Genomic DNA, 17,246 nt, shown 5'->3' on the forward strand with positions numbered 1-17,246 from the left:
CCCCCGGCCTGCTTCACTGTTACGTGGGACACGGGCCATGACGCCTACTGACGAGGGGACGGCCACACATGACCTGGCTGATCACCGGCGGCGCCGGTTACATCGGGGCGCACGTCGTACGGGCGATGACCGAGGCGGGCGAGCGGGCCGTGGTGTTCGACGACCTCTCGACCGGCATCGCCGAGCGCGTGCCGGAAGGCGTGCCGCTGGTGGTCGGTTCGACGCTGGACGGCGAGCGGGTCGGGCGCGCGCTCGCGGACCACGGCGTCACCGGAGTCGTACATCTGGCGGCGAAGAAGCAGGTGGGCGAGTCGATGGACCTGCCCCTGCACTACTACCGGGAGAACGTCGAGGGCCTGCGCGTCCTGCTGGAGGCTGTGACGGCGGCCGGCGTCCCGTCCTTCGTGTTCTCGTCCTCCGCCGCGGTGTACGGCATGCCGGACGTGGACCTGGTGACGGAGGAGACCCCCTGCATCCCCATGTCCCCGTACGGCGAGACGAAGCTGGCCGGCGAGTGGCTGGTCCGGGCGACGGGCCGCGCGACGGGCCTGGCCACCGCCTCCCTCCGCTACTTCAACGTGGCGGGCGCGGCGGCCCCCGAGCTCGCGGACGTCGGCGTCTTCAACCTCGTCCCCATGGTCTTCGAGAAGCTCACCGAGAACGCTCCCCCGCGCATCTTCGGCGACGACTACGAGACCCCCGACGGCACCTGCGTACGGGACTACATCCACGTCGTGGACCTGGCCGACGCGCATGTCGCGGCAGCCCGCGCCCTCCAGTCGTCCCCCGGCCACAGCCTCACCCTCAACATCGGCCGCGGGGAAGGCGTCTCGGTCCGCGAGATGATCGACCGCATCAACGCCATCACCGGCTACGACCGCCCCCCGACGGTCACCCCCCGCCGCCCCGGCGACCCGGCCCGTGTCGTGGCCTCCGCCGACCGAGCCGCCACCGAACTGGCCTGGAAGGCCAAACACGACGTCCAGGACATGATCACCTCCGCCTGGCAGGGCTGGGTACGACTGCATCCGGAGGCGGCACGCGACTAGCCTGCGCGGGATGGACGACCTCGCACCGCCCCACCGCCTCGACGGCGCCCTGGGCCCGGTCAAGCACGATCAGAACGGCTGAAGCACCCCAACGACCGGCGTCCACGCGCGCACCGAGCGCACCTCCACCCCAGGCGTGCGCCGGTAGTACGGGTCGGCGTCCAGGAGCTCCTCCAGTCGGCCGCGGTTCACGGCGAACACCAGGAGGGCGCCGTCGTCGTCGGCCCAGGGTCCTGCCGCGGCCAGCTCACCGTCGGCGTGCAGCCGGGCGAGGGTCTCGCGGTGGGCGGGGCGGGTGGCGAGGCGCTCAGGGGTGGGGGTGAAGGCCAATTCGACTACGAGCACGGGAAGTTCCTTCCGTCTTGTGCGTCATCCCGGTCGGCTCTGCTCGGGGTGGCGGCCACGAGACTAGGCTCGGCGCGATCCCGGTGCTGTATCGGCCGATACAGACAGCCGGCCGGCAGGGAGGAGGTGGCTGCATGGACGGCGGAGACGCCTGGCAGCGGCTGCGCGACGTCCCCCTCTTCTCCGCACTCCCGGACCCCGACCTGCAGCGCCTTTGGCAGGTGTCCGTCCCCCGCCGCTACGACACCGGAGAGTTGCTCCGCACCCAGGGCACCCCCGCCGACCACCTGCTCGTGCTCCTGGACGGCGCTACGGCGGCGTCGGCCACGGCAGCAGGCGGTCGCGTGGTGCGGTTCGGTGCGTGGGACGGACCCTGCGCCCTGGACAAGGTCGCGCTGCTCGACCGGGCGGGCCACACAGGGACGTTCACCGCACTCACGCCGTGCGCCGTAAGGGCCGTACCGCGCGCCCGGTTCATGGCACTGCTGGACGACTCGGCCGCCGTGCGCGCGCACGTGCTGCGCCTCCTCGCCGCCCAGGCCCGCACCCAGCAGCAACGCCTGACGGACGCGGTCACCCTGCCGTGCGAGGCGCGGCTCGCGGCCTGGCTGCTGGAGGCGGCCGCCGCCGACGGGCGCGCGCCTCTGCCCGGCGGGCAGAACGAACTCGCCGACCTGCTCGGCGTCACCCGCGTCACGGTCAACCGCGCCCTGTCCCGCCTCCGCCGCGACGGCCTGATCGGGCCGGCCGAGGGTGGCCGGATCGAGGTGCTCGCTCCCGAACTCCTCGCCCTGCGCGCCGCACCGGACGCCCGCTGACCGCGAACAACGCCTCGGCTACCGGTTGTTCAGATACGTCAGCACGGCCAGCACCCGCCGGTGGCCGCTGTCGCTCGGCGGCAGGCCCAGCTTGAGGAAGACGTTGCCGATGTGCTTGTGGACCGCCCGCTCGGTGACGACGAGCGTCTTGGCGATCGTCGCGTTGTCGTGCCCCTCGGCCATCAGCTTCAGCACCTCGCTCTCGCGGGGCGTGAGCGAGTCGAGCGGGGAGTCCTTGCGGCGGGTGAGGAGCTCGGTGACGACCTCGGGGTCCAGCGCCGTACCGCCGGCGGCGACCCGCTCCAGCGCGTCGAGGAACTCGTCGACCCGGCCGACCCGGTCCTTGAGCAGATAGCCGAGCCCGTTCGCACCACCGGTCAACAGCTCGGCGGCGTACGACTCCTCGACGTACTGCGAGAGCACCAGCACCGGCAGCCCGGGAATCTGTGCGCGTGCCTCCAGGGCCGCGCGCAGGCCCTCGTCCCGGAAGCCGGGCGGCATGCGCACATCGAGGACGGCGGCGTCGGGGCGGTGTTCCAGGAGAGCGGGGAGCACCTCGGGCCCGGTGCCGGCGACGGCCACGACCTCGTGTCCGGCGGACGTCAGCAGCAGGACGAGCCCCTCGCGCAACAGGGCGTTGTCCTCGGCGATCACGACTCTCACGGCAGTTCCGCCTCAACTCCGGTCACCGCACGCACGGCGACGCACTTTCGGCCGCCGGCGGCCGGGGACCGCAGCATACTCACAGCGCCTTGAGGGCCTCCGCGGTGGCACGGGCCAGGGCGGGCAGGTACCCCTTCGGCAGCTTCGGGCTGCGGATCACCACCGAGCGCCAGTACAGCGGGCCCGAGATCAGGTCCAGGGCCAGTTCCTCGTTGAGCCCGGCACGGACCTCGCCCCGTTGCTCCGCGGCCACGATGATCTTGCTCGCGACACCCTCCTGCCCCTCCCGCAGGGTCTTCTGCATGGCCTCGGCGATCTCGGGGTTGCGGGCCGCCTCGGCCTGGAGATCCGGGATGATCTGCGAGGCCACGGGGTGGCGCAGCGCGCGCGACGTCACCTCGTACAGCAGGCGCAGGTCGCCCTCCAGGGAGCCGGTGTCGGGCGTCGGCAGGCCCATCACCGCGATCGCCGAGACGACGTCGAGCACCAGGTGCAGCTTGGACTTCCAGCGCCGGTACACCGCCGTCTTGCCGACGCCCGCCCGGCGCGCGATCCCCTCGATCGACATCCGCGCATAGCCGACGGCCGCGAGCTCCTCGAAGACGGCCGCCCGGATGGCTTCCGTCACATCCTCCCGGAGTACGGCCGCCCCGGCCGGGGTCCGGCGGCGCGGACGCGTCTGGGGCTCCTCGGCGTTCGTCGTCATGCGGACCAGCATAGGGCGTTGCGACGATACGGTCCCGTCCCCACGCACCAGGTCACAACGAAACGGTCTCACCCCGTGGAAGACGTCACGACGAAACGGTTGCGTTCCGACGCCGAATCGGCCTACGCTCCCGTTGCGACGATACGGTCCCGTCCCGACGTAAGAGAACGTGAAGAGAAGCGTAAGGAAACGTGGGGCAACGGACCGGCCGGCCGACGGGCCGGACGCCAGCACCCCCCTCCCCCGAGCGAAAGCAGCGGATGTGAGCCAGGTCCTCCACACACCGCCCCCGTCGCCGGCCCCGGCCGACGACGACCTCGCGGCCCTCGCCGCCCGCCACGGCCTCTCGGTCAGCGGCGCCCGCCCCACGCTGCCGGAATACGTCCGCCAGCTGTGGGAGCGGCGCCACTTCATCACGGCGTTCGCCACGGCCAAGCTCACCGCGCAGTACAGCCAGGCGAAGCTCGGCCAGGTCTGGCAGGTCATGACCCCGCTGCTGAACGCGGCGGTGTACTACTTCATCTTCGGCGTCCTGCTGGGCACCAAGCGGCACGTGCCGGACTACATCCCGTTCCTCGTCACGGGCGTCTTCATCTGGACGTTCACCCAGAGCTCGATCATGGCGGGCACCCGCGCGATCTCCGGCAACCTCGGCCTCGTGCGGGCACTGCACTTCCCGCGGGCCGCACTTCCGATCTCGTTCTGCCTCCAGCAGCTGCAGCAACTGCTGTTCTCGATGGCCGCACTGATCGTCATCCTGCTCTGCTTCGGCGTACCGGTCGCGGTCTCCTGGGTGCTGGCCCTCCCGGCCCTGGTCCTGCAGTTCACGTTCAACGCCGGCGTCTCGCTGGTCATGGCGCGGATGGGCGCGAAGACCCCCGACATCGCCCAGCTGATGCCGTTCGTGCTGCGCACCTGGATGTACGTCTCCGGCGTGATGTGGAGCATCGACAAGCTGACCAAGGGCGACCACCTGCCCCACTGGCTGACGATCGCCCTGCAGACCAACCCGGCCGCCGTCTACATCGACCTCATGCGCTACGCGCTGATCGACAGCTTCCACTCCAGCCAGCTGCCCCCGCACGTGTGGGCGGCTGCGACCGGCTGGGCCCTGCTCGCGGGCGTCGGCGGCTTCATCTACTTCTGGAAGGCTGAGGAGACGTACGGCCGTGGCTGAGTACACCAACGACGAGTACAGCAACGAGTTCACCGACGTGATCTCCGACGCGTTCCCCGAGCCCGCCGACGCACTCCCCGGCGAGCTGATCCCCACCGTCGTCTGCGACGGCGTCGACATCGTCTACCGGGTCAACGGCACCGGCGCCGGACGCGGCTCCGCGACCGCCGCGCTCAACCGCATGCTGCGCCGGGGGCAGGCCGAGAAGGCGGCGGGCGTGCGCAAGGTGCATGCCGTCAAGAACGTCTCCTTCGTGGCGTACAAGGGCGAGGCCATCGGCCTGATCGGCACCAACGGCTCCGGCAAGTCGACCCTGCTCAAGGCGGTCGCGGGCCTGCTGCCGGTGGAGAACGGCAGCATCTACACCGACGGCCAGCCCTCCCTCCTCGGCGTCAACGCGGCCCTGATGGGCGACCTGACCGGCGAGAAGAACGTCTACCTGGGCGGCCTCGCGATGGGCATGTCCCGCGAGGAGGTCAGGGAGCGCTACCAGGACATCGTCGACTTCTCCGGCATCAACGAGAAGGGCGACTTCATCACCCTCCCCATGCGGACGTACTCCTCCGGCATGGGCGCCCGCCTCCGCTTCTCCATCGCCGCCGCCAAGGACCACGACGTACTCCTCATCGACGAGGCGCTCGCCACCGGCGACCGGTCCTTCCAGAAGCGGTCCGAGGAGCGGATCCGCGAACTGCGCAAGCACGCGGGCACGGTGTTCCTGGTCAGCCACAACAACAAGTCGATCCGCGACACCTGCGAACGGGTGCTGTGGCTGGAGCGCGGCGAGCTGCGCATGGACGGCCCGACCGAGGACGTCATGAAGGAGTACGAGGCCTTCACCGGCGACAAGACCGACAAGGTCAAGCCCAAGCCGAAGGTGGCGGTCGCCTCCTGACGTTCCTACGACGACGAGGGCGCCCCGAGCTGTTCTGCTCGGGGCGCCCTCGTCGTCGTAGTGCCTACATGCTCACGAGTGCGTCCGCAGCAGCGTGCGCATCGTCCGCATCGCCACCGACAGGTTGGCAAGGTCGAACGTCTCCGAGCCCTGGATCTCCTCCAGGGTCGTGCGCGCCCGGCCCAGGATCGCGGCGTTCTTCTCCTCCCACGCCTTGAAGCGCTGCTCCGGGGTCGAGGTGCCGTTGCCCACCGCCAGGACGTCGGCGGTCAGCGCGGCGTGGGCCGCGTACAGGTCCTCGCGGATGGAGGCGCGGGCCATGGACTGCCAGCGATCGGCGCGGGGCAGCTCGATGATGCGGTCCATGAGCTGGGTGATGTGCAGCCGGTCGGCGAGGTCGTAGTAGACATCGGCGACGTCCATCGGGTCCCGGCCCATGCGGTCGGCCACCGAGACGATGTCCAGCGCCGGGAACGCGGAGGAGAACCCGGCCACGCGCGTGGCGACTTCGTCCGGGACGCCGGGGCCGGTCAGCTCGTCGTAGATCTGCTGCCACCACTCGAGGTCCGCGCCGCGCAGCAGCTTCGGCAGTTGCTGCCAGACCTGCTCGACGCGCTCGGCGAAGAAGTCGACGGTCTCGGCGAGCTGCAGCGGCTGCGGCCGGTTGTTGAGCAGCCAGCGCGTGCCGCGCTCGACCAGACGGCGGGAGTGCAGGCGGATACGGGTCAGGACGGCGGCCTCGACCTGGTTGTCGAGGGCCTCCACCGCGTCCCACACCGGCGCCGACCGGAAGATCGCGCGGGCCGCGGTCTGCGCCCTGACGATCTCCTCCAGCGAGGCGCCGGTCTCCTCGCGCAGCCGGTGCAGATACGTCGTACCGCCCGTGTTGACCGTGTCGTTGACCAGGACGGTCGTCGTGATCTCGCGGCGCAGCGGGTGGCCGTCGATGCGGTCGGAGAACTGCTCGCTCAGCGCCGACGGGAAGTACGCGTGCAGCAGGGTGCGCAGGTACGGGTCGTCGGGCAGCGAGGTGTGCAGCAGCTCGTCGGCGACCGTGATCTTCGTGTACGCCAGCAGGACGGCCGTCTCCGGGCTGGTGAGGCCCTGGCCCGCGCCCAGGCGTTCGCGGATCTGGCGGTCGGTGGGGAGGAACTCCAGCGCCCTGTCCAGGTGGCCCGCGCGCACCAGGTGGCGCATGTAGCGCTGCTGGGCGTGGAGCATGTCCTTGGACTGGGCCAGCGCGTTGGCGATCGCCGTGTTCTGCGCGTAGTTGTTGCGCAGGACCAGGCGGCCGACCTCGTCGGTCATCTCGGCCAGCAGCTTGTTGCGCTGCTTGACGGTCATGTCGCCGTCGGTGACCAGGCCGTTGAGCAGGATCTTGATGTTCACCTCGTGGTCGGAGGTGTCCACGCCCGCGCTGTTGTCGATGGCGTCCGTGTTGATCTTGCCGCCGTGCAGGGCGAACTCGATCCGGCCGAGCTGGGTCAGACCCAGGTTGCCGCCCTCGCCGACGACACTGACGCGCAGGTCGGCCCCGTCGACGCGGATCGGGTCGTTGGCCTTGTCGCCGACGTCCGCCTGTGTCTCCGTGCTGGCCTTCACATACGTACCGATGCCGCCGTTCCACAGCAGGTCCACCGGCGCCTGCAGGATGGCCTTCATCAGGTCGGCCGGAGTCATCTTGGAGACCTTGCCCTCGATACCGAGGGCCTCGCGGATGTGCGAGTTGAGCTGGATGGCCTTGGCCGTACGCGGGAACACGCCGCCGCCGGCCGAGATGAGCTCGGTGTTGTAGTCGGCCCAACTCGAACGCGGCAGCTCGAAGATGCGACGGCGCTCGGCGTACGACGTCTCCGCGACCGGGTTCGGGTCGATGAAGATGTGCCGGTGGTCGAAGGCGGCGACCAGCCGGATGTGCTCACTCAGCAGCATGCCGTTGCCGAACACGTCGCCGGACATGTCGCCGATGCCGACGACGGTGAAGTCCTCGGTCTGCGTGTCGACACCCAGCTCCCGGAAGTGCCGCTTGACGGACTCCCAGGCGCCGCGGGCGGTGATGCCCATGCCCTTGTGGTCGTAGCCCGCACTGCCGCCGGAGGCGAAGGCGTCGCCGAGCCAGAAGTTGTACGTCTCCGCGACGCCGTTGGCGATGTCGGAGAAGGTCGCGGTGCCCTTGTCGGCGGCGACGACGAGGTAGGTGTCGTCCTCGTCGTGCCGTACGACGTCGGCCGGGGGCACGACTTCTCCCGCGACCATGTTGTCGGTGATGTCGAGCAGCGCCGAGATGAACGTCTTGTAGCTGGCGACGCCCTCGGCCAGCCAGGCGTCGCGGTCCACGCTCGGGTCCGGCAGCTGCTTGGCCACGAAGCCGCCCTTGGCGCCGACCGGCACGATGACGGTGTTCTTCACCATCTGCGCCTTGACCAGGCCGAGGATCTCGGTCCGGAAGTCCTCACGCCGGTCGGACCAGCGCAGACCTCCTCGCGCGACCTTGCCGAAGCGCAGGTGCACGCCCTCGACGCGCGGCGAGTACACCCAGATCTCGTACGCCGGGCGCGGCGCCGGCAGGTCGGGGATCGCCTGCGGGTCGAACTTCATGGACACGTACGCGTGCGGCTTGCCGCCCGCCGCCTCCTGGAAGAAGTTCGTACGGAGGGTCGCCTTGATGACGGTCAGGAAGGATCGCAGGATCCGGTCCTCGTCGAGGCTCGCGACCTGGTCGAGGGCCGCGTCGACCTCTTCGAGGAGGGCGTCGACGATCTCGTGGCCCGCGCGCTGGCGGTCCGGCGACATCCGCGCCTCGAACAGGGAGACAAGCAGCCGGGTGGTGTGGACGTTGTTGCGGAGGGTGTCCTCCATGTAGTCCTGCGAGAAGGTGGAGCCCGCCTGCCGCAGGTACTTGGCGTACGCCCGCAACACCGTCGCCTGACGCCAGTCGAGCCCGGCGCTCAGCACGAGGGCGTTGAAGCCGTCGTTCTCCGCCTTGCCGGTCCAGGTGGCGGAGAAGGCCTCCTGGAAGCGCTCGCGGCCGTCGTCGCCGAGGTAGTCGCCGCCGCCGTTCTGCGACCTGGGCATGCGCAGGCCGAAGTCGTAGATCCAGGCGGTGGTGCGGTCCGAGCAGCGCAGCTCGTACGGCCGCTCGTCCATGACCTCGACGCCGAGCCGGTTGAGCACCGGCAGCACCGCCGACAGCGAGACGGCGTCGCCCTTGCGGTAGATCTTGAACCGGCGTTCCTCGGGCGCGGCGCCCACCGGCTCGTACAGGCTGAGGGAGAAGTCCTTGCCGCCGTGGGCCTGCGCCTCGGTGAGCTCTTCCAGGTGGACGAGGTCGGCGACCGCGGAACGCGGTGTGTGGTCCGCCTTGTAGCCCTCGGGGAAGGCGTTGTTGTACCGGCGCAGCAGCTCGGCGGCGCGCTCCTCGCCGCACTCGGCGTTCAGCGCCTCGGCGAAACCGTCGGCCCAGGAGCGCGCGGCCTCGACGAGACGGGCCTCGATGCGCTCCTTGTCGGCGTCGGACAGCTGCGGCAGCTCGGTGCCCTGCGGGACCCGGACCACGAAGTGCAGCCGGGACAGGATCGACTCGGTGTTCCAGGCCGTGAAGTCGACGCTGATGCCGCCGAGTTCCTCCTTCAGGATGTCGATGATCCTGAGCCGGACGCCGGTGGTGTAGCGGTCGCGCGGGAGGTAGACGAGGGCGGAGTAGTAGCGCCCGTACTCGTCCTGGCGCAGGTAGAGCCGCAGCCGGCGCCGCTCCTGCAGGTACAGGACGGACGTGGCGATGGACTCGAGCTCGTCGGCGGGCGTCTGGAAGAGCTCGTCGCGCGGGTACGTCTCCAGGATCTGCAGCAGGTCGCGCCCGTCGTGGCTGTTGGGCGAGAAGCCGGCGCGCTCCAGGACCTCCTCGACCTTGCGGCGGATGACCGGAACCCGGCGGACGGACTCGGTGTACGCGGCGGAGGAGAACAGACCGAGGAAGCGCCGCTCACCGACGACATTGCCCTGCTCGTCGAACTTCTTGACGCCGATGTAGTCCAGATACGACGGCCGGTGCACGGTGGCCCGGCTGTTCGCCTTGGTCAGGACGAGGAGCTTGTGCTCGCGCGCCTTGGCACGCGCGTCGGCGGGCAGCCGCTCGAAGGACGGGCTGACCGGGTGGCTCTCGTCGCCGGCGTGGTGCGGGTCGGAGCGCAGGATGCCGAGGCCGGTGCCGGGCACGGCGGCCAGGGAGTCGTCGTCGCGCAGGCTGTACTCGCGGTAGCCGAGGAAGGTGAAGTGGTCGGCGGCCAGCCAGCGCAGCAGCTCGCGGGCCTCCTCGATGTCCTGCTCGCGCAGGTCGGTGGCGACCGGCTCCTGGGGCAGCTCGTCGGCCATGCGGATCGCCGCGTCCCGCATCTTGTCCCAGTCCTCGACGGCCTCGCGGACGTCGGACAGGACGCGCAGCAGGTCGGCGGTGATCTGCTTGAGGTCACCGCGGTCGGTCTCACGGTCGATCTCGACGTGGATCCAGGACTCGGTGTGCGCGTCGTGCGGCAGCTCGCCGCCCGTGTGTGCGCCGAGCACCTCGATGAGCCTGCCGGTGACGTCCCGGCGGACGACGATCTGCGGGTGGATGACGACGTGGATGCCGCGTCCCTGCCGCGTGAGCTCGTTCGTCACGGAGTCGACGAGGAAGGGCATGTCGTCGGTGACGACCTCGACTACGGAGTGGCTGCACGTCCACCCGTTCTCCTCCACCGTGGGCGTGTGGACCCGGACGTTGGCCGTGCCCTGTGGCCGGTTCTCGGCCAGCCGGTAGTGGGAGAGAGCGGCTCCGAAGATGTCGACCGGGTCGCGGCCGGTGAGGTCCTCCGGGGCGGTGTGCAGGTAGTAACGCTGGAGGAACGCGAGCACGGTGTCCCGGTCGGGCGTGCTCTCGTCCGTCGTCCCAGTCGGTAGGTGCCCCCCGACCGGGCTGTTCTCAGCTACCCGAGCAGCCCTCTCGAGCAACTCGGCCTTGGCTTCGTCCAGCTTGGTCTGCATTGTCCTCTGGCTCCTGTCGCGCGCCGTTGCGTGACGTAGAAGGAAGTACGGTCTCTTCCCCTGCGGCTCGTCGCCACGGCCCGGGTTCTCCGGTCTGCTCCGACGCTATGCCGCAAGGCGAGATGAGCGGGGGGTTATCAGCCATTTCCGACGCGCCCACGGGATGTGACGCTGCTCTCTGCAACGTGTGCTTCCGGGGTGTGTGCGGCGTCCTCGGGGTCCTTGCGACCCCGTCCCGCCCGCGAAGACCAGCGACTGCCGCCCGGTCACGGAGGTGGTCCGTGCTCACCGGGCGCAGGGCAGGGGCAACAGCGCCCCCGCGAGATATCGCGCTGATCACGCCACAAGGCTATCGCTCAGTACGGGGGGCCCGTCATGAGCCGTATGTGTACAAATCCAGGGGTGGAACTTTGACACTCTGCACAGGGGCACACACCCCGCCGTCGTGCGGGTCGCCGAATCCTGTCCTCCATTTGATCCCCCTTTGCTCGAAAACGCCCTGACCTCTTGGCAAGGCCACCCTCCACGAGGCACGTTGCCCATGACAGCGCACGCCCGCCCGAGGGGAGCCGCCCACAATGACCGCGAAAATCCTCATCATCACCGGCGACGCAGCAGAGTCACTCGAGGTCCTGTACCCCTACCAGCGCCTCCGCGAGGAGGGCTACGAGGTCCATATCGCGGCCCCCGCCCGCAAGAAGCTCCAGTTCGTCGTCCACGACTTCGAACCCGGCTTCGACACCTACACCGAGAAGCCCGGCTACACCTGGCCCGCCGACCTCGCCTTCGCCGAGGTCGACCCCGGTCAGTACGCCGCCCTCGTCATCCCCGGCGGCCGCGCCCCCGAGTACCTGCGCAACGACCCCGAACTGCGCAAGATCCTCAAGTCCTTCTTCGACGCGGACAAGCCCGTCGCCCAGATCTGCCACGGCCCCCTCCTCACCGCCGCGATCGACAGCCTCCGCGGCCGCCGCGTCACGGCGTATCCCGCACTCGAACCGGACATGCAGGCCGCCGGCGCCAGCTTCCAGGACGCCGAGGCGGTGGTCGACGGCACCCTGGTCTCGTCCCGCGCCTGGCCGGACCACTCGGCGTGGATGCGGGAGTTCCTGACAGTGCTGAGGGCGAAGGCGCCGGTGACGTAACCGCGCAGCCTCCTACGCAGCCAACCGCTCCGCCTCGGCAACCGCCTCCACGAGCGTGTCCACCACCGGTACACCCACCGCTTCGAGGCTGGCCCGGCCGTGCGACCCGCCGGTGTACAGCACGGCCCGCGCTCCCACGTGCCGCGCGGCCACCGCGTCATCGGCGGCGTCGCCTATGACCACCGTGCGAGCCGGATCCACCCCGGCGAGCGAGGCGAGGTGCCGCACCATGTGCTCGGCCTTGCTGCCTCCAGACGGCCCGGTCCGCCCGTCGACGCGTATGAAGTGCGCCTCTATCCCGAACCCGCGCACCAGCGGGACGAGTTCGTCGTGCACGTACATGCTGAGGATCGACTGGCTGCGCCCCGCCGACCGCCACCCCGCGAGCAGCTCCGTCGCCCCCGCGGTGAGCCCGCACGCAACCCGGTGCTCGGCGTAGTACCGGTGGAAGGTCTCGTCCATGACCTCCCACTCGGCGTCCGTCGGCAGCCGGCCGAGCAGTCGCTCGTAGAACTTCGGCACCGGCACGCAGTACAGCGACCGGTACTGCTCCATCGTGATCGGCGCCAGGCCCAGCTCGGCGAACGCCGCGTTCGTCGCCCCGATGATCGCGTCGTTGTCGTGGAACAGCGTGCCGTTCCAGTCCCAGACGATGTGCGCCCCTGTCTGCTTCCCCATGCCAAAAACGTACCCGCCGCCACTGACAATCAAGAGAATCGCAGGTCAGCCGGACATTGAGCGGGCAGGAGCAGGGCCAACCGCGGGTTCAGTCCTCGAGCCCGACCAGGTTGGGGATCTCCTGCGTCGCGTACCACAGCAACTCGTGGTCCTCGGCCCCGTCCACCAGGAACTGTGCGTCGTCGTCCCCGCGGTCCGCCGCCTCGAGCGCCCCGGCCGCGGTGGCCACGTCCGCCTCCGCGTCCTCGAGGTCGACGTGCACGGCGGCGGCCTTGGCCAGCCGTACGGTCCCGGTCACCCGCACCTCGCCGAGCGCGGCCGGGTCGAGGCCCCGGTCGGGGTCGGCGGCGGCCGCACTGTCGGGGACGTCGACGGCGACGACGACCCGGCGCCGCGCCGCGCCGGGGTCCGCGGCCAGCAGCCGCAGCGAGGCCAGGGCGGCGCGGTTCAGGGCCGCGTACTCCAGCTCCTCGATGTCGTCGGAGAGGTACCACTCGCGCAGCGCGGGCGTAACGGCGTACGCGACGAGCGGCCCGGTCCCCAGCTCTCCCGTCTTGTACGCCTCGGCGAGACCGGAGAGGGTCAGGGGGACGTAGACACGCATGGCTGGCCGCTTTCGTGGTCGGTGGCCGGGGCGCTGCCGCGGCTCCCGGAGGGCCTTCAGGATACGTGTGGCGTCCCCTTTCGAGTCCCCGCCCACACGCCCGGAGGCGTCAACTCCGGACCCGGGAATTCACCCGCGGCATCCCCGTGATCCCCAGGTCACAGGCCTCCTCCATCACCCTGATAGGTGAACATTCCGGCCTCCCCGACCCGGGCCCCGCTTGCTTGCCGCCGCTGCCCATGGCCCCGTACAAGATCCCCATCGCCAAGTTACTGCCCGGTATCGCCGGGCCGACCGAACGGGGACATGCGATGCACAAGGTCATGACCAGGGCGCAGCACCAGTCGAGCAGCCGTCCTCCGGCCCGCCGCGACTCCCGCCGCCCCGGCGGTGCCCCGCCCCGCACCCCGGGCGGCACCCCGGCCCGTACGGCACCGGGCGGCGGCCGCCCGCCGAGGTCCCGGGGCAGCGGCGTCCCGGCGGTCACGAAGCCCGCCGACAACCGGCCGTCGACGGTCGCCGCAGCTCCGGCCAGGAGCGCGGCGGCCACCGTCGCCGACCGCCGGACCAGCCCGCCCCCTCCCTCTCAGGCGCTCCGCACACTCGTCCCCCAGCCCCGGCCCACCGACGTCTTCGCCGACCTCCTGGTCGCGGTCCTGAGCGGTCAGCGCCCCGTCCACTCGATGCTCCGGCACACCGTGGGCCGCGCTTACGACGAACTGGCCTGGCTCGCCGAGCGCGGGCCCCTGCGCACCCACGGTGCCCGCCCGGTCGTCCGCGACATCGGCTACTGCGTCCCGCGCCCCGGAGCCGTCGAGGCCTTCGCCCGCATCGGCGCCGGCGACCAGCTGCGCGCCATGGCCTTCCGCCTGGAACGGGGCCACGACCTCCGCTGGCGCTGCACCGCGGTGGAACTGGGCGGCGCCCGCCCGCCACGCGCCACCGACGAGTAGCCCCCTGGCCGCACACGCCGAAGGGCCGGGCCACCCTCGGTGACCCGGCCCTTCGATCCGCTACGGGCGCCGCAGGCACCGTCACGTGCCTGCTCGCGGCCTACTTCTTGCGGCGGCGCCCGCTCCGGGACTGCTTGCGCCGCTCCGCGCGCGTGAGGCCGTCGGCCTCGGAGCGCACCGGCTCCTCGTCACCCACGAAGTCGCCCTCGATGGTGCCGCCCTCGCCGTCCACGGTCGGCGCGGAGAAGTGGAGGTTCCGGCGCTGCGGGGCGTCGAGCCCCTTGGCGCGGATCTCCGGACGCGCACCCGCCTGCGCCGGCACCGCGTCCTGCTTGCCCAGGTCGACCGGCTCGGCGTCCTCGACGGGGACCTCCTCGACCTGCTGCTCGACCTGGACCTCCAGGTTGAACAGGTAGCCGACGGACTCCTCCTTGATGCCCTCCATCATGGCGGTGAACATGTCGAAGCCCTCGCGCTGGTACTCGACCAGCGGGTCCTTCTGCGCCATCGCGCGCAGGCCGATGCCCTCCTGGAGGTAGTCCATCTCGTAGAGGTGCTCGCGCCACTTGCGGTCCAGGACCGACAGCACGACCCGGCGCTCCAGCTCACGCATGATCTCGGAGCCGAGCTGCGCCTCGCGGGACTCGTACTGCTCGTGGATGTCGTCCTTGATGGACTCGGAGATGAACTCGGCGGTCAGACCGGCCCGGTCGCCGGCCGCCTCCTCCAGCTCCTCGATGGTGATCTTCACCGGGTACAGCTGCTTGAAGGCGCCCCACAGCCGGTCGAGGTCCCAGTCCTCCGCGAAACCCTCGGCGGTCTCCGCGGCGATGTACGCGTCGATCGTGTCGTCCATGAAGTGCACGACCTGCTCCTGCAGGTCCTCGCCCTCCAGGACGCGGCGCCGCTCGCCGTAGATGACCTCGCGCTGGCGGTTGAGGACCTCGTCGTACTTCAGGACGTTCTTACGGGTCTCGAAGTTCTGCTGCTCGACCTGCGACTGGGCGGACGCGATCGCGCGCGTGACCATCTTGTTCTCGATCGGCACGTCGTCCGGGACGTTCGCCATCGACATCACTCGCTCGACCATCTGGGCCTTGAAGAGCCGCATCAGGTCGTCGCCGAGCGAGAGGTAGAAGCGGGACTCACCGGGGTCGCCCTGACGGCCGGAACGACCGCGCAGCTGGTTGTCGATACGGCGCGACTCGTGCCGCTCGGTACCCAGGACGTAGAGCCCGCCGAGGTCCTTGACCTCCTCGAACTCGGCCTTCACCGCCTTCTCGGCACGCTCCAGGGCGGCGGGCAGGTACTGGGCCCACTCCTCGATGTGCTCCTCGGGGTCGAGGCCGCGCTGACGCAGCTCGGCCTCGGCGAGGTCGTCGGGGTTGCCGCCGAGCTTGATGTCCGTACCACGTCCGGCCATGTTGGTGGCCACGGTGACGGCGCCCTTACGGCCGGCCTGGGCGACGATCGTCGCCTCGCGGTCGTGCTGCTTCGCGTTCAGCACCTCGTGCTGGATACCGCGCTTGGAGAGCTGCTGCGAGAGGTATTCGGACTTCTCGACCGACGTCGTACCGACGAGGATCGGCTGGCCCTTCTCGTGCTTCTCGGCGATGTCGTCGACGACCGCCTCGAACTTGGCCACCTCGGTGCGGTAGATCAGGTCCGACTGGTCCTTGCGGATCATCGGCTTGTTGGTCGGGATCGGGACGACGCCGAGCTTGTAGATCTGGTGGAACTCGGCGGCCTCGGTCATCGCCGTACCGGTCATGCCGGAGAGCTTGCCGTAGAGGCGGAAGAAGTTCTGCAGGGTGATCGTGGCGAGCGTCTGGTTCTCGTCCTTGATGTCCACCCCTTCCTTCGCCTCGATCGCCTGGTGCATGCCCTCGTTGTAGCGGCGGCCGGCGAGGATACGGCCGGTGTGCTCGTCGACGATCATGACTTCGCCGTCGATGACGACGTAGTCCTTGTCCTTCTTGAAGAGCTCCTTGGCCTTGATGGCGTTGTTCAGGTAGCCCACCAGCGGCGTGTTGACCGACTCGTAGAGGTTGTCGATGCCCAGCCAGTCCTCGACCTTGCTGACGCCCGACTCGTGGATGGCGACCGTGCGCTTCTTCTCGTCGACGTCGTAGTCGCCGGTCTCCTCGACGCCCTTGAGCGGGTTGCCGGCCTCGCCCTTCTTCAGGCGCGTGACCAGCTTGGCGAAGTCGCCGTACCACTTGGTGGCCTGGTCGGCCGGGCCGGAGATGATCAGCGGCGTACGGGCCTCGTCGACGAGGATGGAGTCGACCTCGTCGACGATGGCGAAGTTGTGGCCGCGCTGCACCAGTTCGTCCTTCGACCACGCCATGTTGTCGCGGAGGTAGTCGAAGCCGAACTCGTTGTTCGTGCCGTACGTGATGTCGCACTCGTACTGCTGGCGGCGCTCGGCCGGCGTCATGTTGGCGAGGATGCAGCCGACGCTCAGGCCAAGGAACTTGTGGACGCGGCCCATCATCTCGGAGTCGCGCTCGGCCAGGTAGTCGTTGACCGTGATGAGGTGAACGCCGTCTCCGGAAAGGGCGTTCAGATACGCGGGCAGGGTGCCGACCAGGGTCTTGCCCTCACCGGTCTTCATCTCGGCGACATAGCCGAGGTGGAGGGCCGCGCCACCCATCATCTGGACGTCGTAGTGACGCTGTCCGAGGACACGCTTGGCCGCCTCGCGCACGGTGGCGAACGCTTCGGGAAGCAGGTCGTCCAGACTCTCGCCGTCGGCGTAGCGCTGCTTGTACTCATCGGTGAGGGCCCGCAGCTCGGCGTCGGAGAGGTCGACGAAGTCCTCTTCGATGGAGTTGACCTGGTCCGCGATGCGGTGCAGCTTGCGCAGGATTTTGCCTTCGCCTGCACGCATGATCTTCGAGAGGACGGACACGGGGGTTGGTCTCCTTGCCGGTCGGGCCTGGGACGGTCGGTTTCCATTTGACTTACTGAGCAACGGCCATCGTATGCGAGGACACCGCCAAGCCGGGAGGCCTGCCGGGACGACGACCGCCGACTGCTTCGCACACCGCTTCAAATCTTCTTCAAAGGGGACAACGGTCGGGCCCCGCGGATGGTGCCGCGCACCGCCGACGAATTACGCGAATTGTGATCACGCGCTCACACACGGCAAAACATGGCGTGCCGTCCGACATGCCAAGGAGAATCGGCAG

General features: G+C 69.8%; 13 protein-coding genes. 6 read left to right on the forward strand and 7 right to left on the reverse strand.

The window, feature by feature from the left end; translation table 11 throughout:
* Nucleotides 1-68: 68 nt before the first annotated feature.
* Nucleotides 69-1,049: a UDP-glucose 4-epimerase GalE gene (gene galE, locus ACFY1L_RS48605; RefSeq protein WP_388840845.1), complete on the forward strand. Its 981-nt coding sequence runs from the start codon at nt 69-71 to the stop codon at nt 1,047-1,049.
* Nucleotides 1,050-1,118: 69 nt separating this feature from the next.
* On the opposite strand, the gene ACFY1L_RS48610 is transcribed toward galE, so the two are convergent.
* Nucleotides 1,119-1,394 (reverse strand): YciI family protein, encoded by a 276-nt coding sequence (locus tag ACFY1L_RS48610; protein WP_388840847.1) that lies wholly within the window; start codon nt 1,392-1,394, stop codon nt 1,119-1,121.
* 134 nt (nt 1,395-1,528) lie between these two features.
* Between ACFY1L_RS48610 and ACFY1L_RS48615 the strand changes: the two genes are divergently transcribed.
* The gene (locus ACFY1L_RS48615; protein WP_388840850.1) at nt 1,529-2,212 is read left to right on the forward strand and encodes a Crp/Fnr family transcriptional regulator; all 684 of its coding nucleotides are present in this window, start codon (nt 1,529-1,531) and stop codon (nt 2,210-2,212) included.
* A gap of 18 nt (nt 2,213-2,230) precedes the next feature.
* On the opposite strand, the gene ACFY1L_RS48620 is transcribed toward ACFY1L_RS48615, so the two are convergent.
* A complete protein-coding gene (locus ACFY1L_RS48620; RefSeq protein ID WP_388840853.1) occupies nt 2,231-2,875 on the reverse strand; it encodes a response regulator in 645 nt (214 codons plus the stop codon).
* Nucleotides 2,876-2,954: 79 nt separating this feature from the next.
* Nucleotides 2,955-3,581, reverse strand: a complete 627-nt coding sequence (locus tag ACFY1L_RS48625; protein WP_388840856.1) for a TetR/AcrR family transcriptional regulator — start codon at nt 3,579-3,581, stop codon at nt 2,955-2,957.
* A 262-nt stretch (nt 3,582-3,843) separates the two neighbouring features.
* Here ACFY1L_RS48625 and ACFY1L_RS48630 point away from each other — a divergent pair, with 262 nt between their 5' ends.
* The gene (locus ACFY1L_RS48630; RefSeq protein WP_388840860.1) at nt 3,844-4,758 is read left to right on the forward strand and encodes an ABC transporter permease; all 915 of its coding nucleotides are present in this window, start codon (nt 3,844-3,846) and stop codon (nt 4,756-4,758) included.
* A 40-nt stretch (nt 4,759-4,798) separates the two neighbouring features.
* Nucleotides 4,799-5,653, forward strand: a complete 855-nt coding sequence (locus tag ACFY1L_RS48635) for an ABC transporter ATP-binding protein (protein WP_388840935.1) — start codon at nt 4,799-4,801, stop codon at nt 5,651-5,653.
* A gap of 72 nt (nt 5,654-5,725) precedes the next feature.
* On the opposite strand, the gene ACFY1L_RS48640 is transcribed toward ACFY1L_RS48635, so the two are convergent.
* Nucleotides 5,726-10,672, reverse strand: a complete 4,947-nt coding sequence (locus tag ACFY1L_RS48640; protein ID WP_388840863.1) for an NAD-glutamate dehydrogenase — start codon at nt 10,670-10,672, stop codon at nt 5,726-5,728.
* A gap of 578 nt (nt 10,673-11,250) precedes the next feature.
* Here ACFY1L_RS48640 and ACFY1L_RS48645 point away from each other — a divergent pair.
* A complete protein-coding gene (locus ACFY1L_RS48645; protein WP_388840866.1) occupies nt 11,251-11,817 on the forward strand; it encodes a DJ-1/PfpI family protein in 567 nt (188 codons plus the stop codon).
* 12 nt (nt 11,818-11,829) lie between these two features.
* On the opposite strand, the gene ACFY1L_RS48650 is transcribed toward ACFY1L_RS48645, so the two are convergent.
* Nucleotides 11,830-12,495, reverse strand: coding sequence for an HAD family hydrolase (locus ACFY1L_RS48650; protein ID WP_388840869.1), 666 nt, complete (start codon nt 12,493-12,495; stop codon nt 11,830-11,832).
* Between the two features lie 88 nt (nt 12,496-12,583).
* A complete protein-coding gene (locus ACFY1L_RS48655; protein ID WP_388840872.1) occupies nt 12,584-13,099 on the reverse strand; it encodes a DUF6912 family protein in 516 nt (171 codons plus the stop codon).
* 311 nt (nt 13,100-13,410) lie between these two features.
* Between ACFY1L_RS48655 and ACFY1L_RS48660 the strand changes: the two genes are divergently transcribed.
* Nucleotides 13,411-14,052 (forward strand): Rv3235 family protein, encoded by a 642-nt coding sequence (locus ACFY1L_RS48660; RefSeq protein ID WP_388840875.1) that lies wholly within the window; start codon nt 13,411-13,413, stop codon nt 14,050-14,052.
* A 100-nt stretch (nt 14,053-14,152) separates the two neighbouring features.
* Here the strand turns inward: ACFY1L_RS48660 and secA are convergent, their stop codons facing one another.
* Complete coding sequence (gene secA, locus ACFY1L_RS48665) at nt 14,153-16,966, reverse strand: preprotein translocase subunit SecA (protein WP_388840878.1); 2,814 nt, start codon at nt 16,964-16,966, stop codon at nt 14,153-14,155.
* Nucleotides 16,967-17,246: the final 280 nt, after the last annotated feature.

It is taken from the genome of Streptomyces sp. NPDC001663, assembly GCF_042893105.1.
GTDB lineage: Bacteria > Actinomycetota > Actinomycetes > Streptomycetales > Streptomycetaceae > Streptomyces.

Coding starts and splice junctions, on each gene's coding strand:
- galE (WP_388840845.1), top strand. CDS start 69: ATGACCTGGCTGATCACCGGCGGCGCCGGTTACATCGGGGCGCACGTC.
- ACFY1L_RS48615 (WP_388840850.1), top strand. CDS start 1,529: ATGGACGGCGGAGACGCCTGGCAGCGGCTGCGCGACGTCCCCCTCTTC.
- ACFY1L_RS48625 (WP_388840856.1), bottom strand. CDS start 3,581: ATGACGACGAACGCCGAGGAGCCCCAGACGCGTCCGCGCCGCCGGACC.
- ACFY1L_RS48640 (WP_388840863.1), bottom strand. CDS start 10,672: ATGCAGACCAAGCTGGACGAAGCCAAGGCCGAGTTGCTCGAGAGGGCT.
- ACFY1L_RS48645 (WP_388840866.1), top strand. CDS start 11,251: ATGACCGCGAAAATCCTCATCATCACCGGCGACGCAGCAGAGTCACTC.
- ACFY1L_RS48650 (WP_388840869.1), bottom strand. CDS start 12,495: ATGGGGAAGCAGACAGGGGCGCACATCGTCTGGGACTGGAACGGCACG.
- ACFY1L_RS48655 (WP_388840872.1), bottom strand. CDS start 13,099: ATGCGTGTCTACGTCCCCCTGACCCTCTCCGGTCTCGCCGAGGCGTAC.
- ACFY1L_RS48660 (WP_388840875.1), top strand. CDS start 13,411: ATGCACAAGGTCATGACCAGGGCGCAGCACCAGTCGAGCAGCCGTCCT.